Source organism: Oceanibium sediminis (assembly GCF_003265325.1).
In the GTDB taxonomy this organism is placed as follows: Bacteria; Pseudomonadota; Alphaproteobacteria; order Rhodobacterales; family Rhodobacteraceae; genus Halovulum; species Halovulum sediminis.
Window position 1 is genome coordinate 1 of the sequence record NZ_QGNX01000063.1, and the last position, 448, is coordinate 448.

Below are 448 nucleotides of genomic sequence, written 5' to 3' on the forward strand. Positions count from 1 at the left end.
GCCTGTGTGGACGAGGCCCGCCGCAATGGCCGCAAAGTTGTTGCGCACCTGCATGGAGGCCCGGCGCTGAAAGTCTGCATCGAGGCCGGCGTTCATTCGGTCGAACATGGCCTCCTCTACACTGAAGATGATGTGAAGCTGGTGGCCGGATCCGACACCTGGCTGGTGTTCACCACCGGGGTCTTCCAGGTGGCGACGGAAAGCCCTGACACGCCGGAGCATTACAGGGCCAAGTCCCTGGCGGCGCAGGCCAGCAGCCTGAAGGTCCGCAGATGGGCCAAGCAATACGGCGTCAAGATCGCGGTTGGTACCGACACCAATCACGGCCGCATGGACATGGAGGCCGCAGCCCTCGTGGAAGCTGGCTGGACACCGCTTGAGGCGATCCAGGTCTGCACTCTGAAGGGGGCGGAACTCTGCGGCTTGGCCGACAGGATCGGCTCGCTGG

Annotated in this window: 1 protein-coding gene; it reads left to right on the plus strand. The window is 64.3% G+C overall.

What is annotated here, in order from left to right:
- Positions 1-6: 6 nt before the first annotated feature.
- A partial coding sequence (locus DJ029_RS21555; protein ID WP_232823179.1) for an amidohydrolase family protein occupies positions 7-448 on the plus strand: 442 nt, incomplete at its 3' end.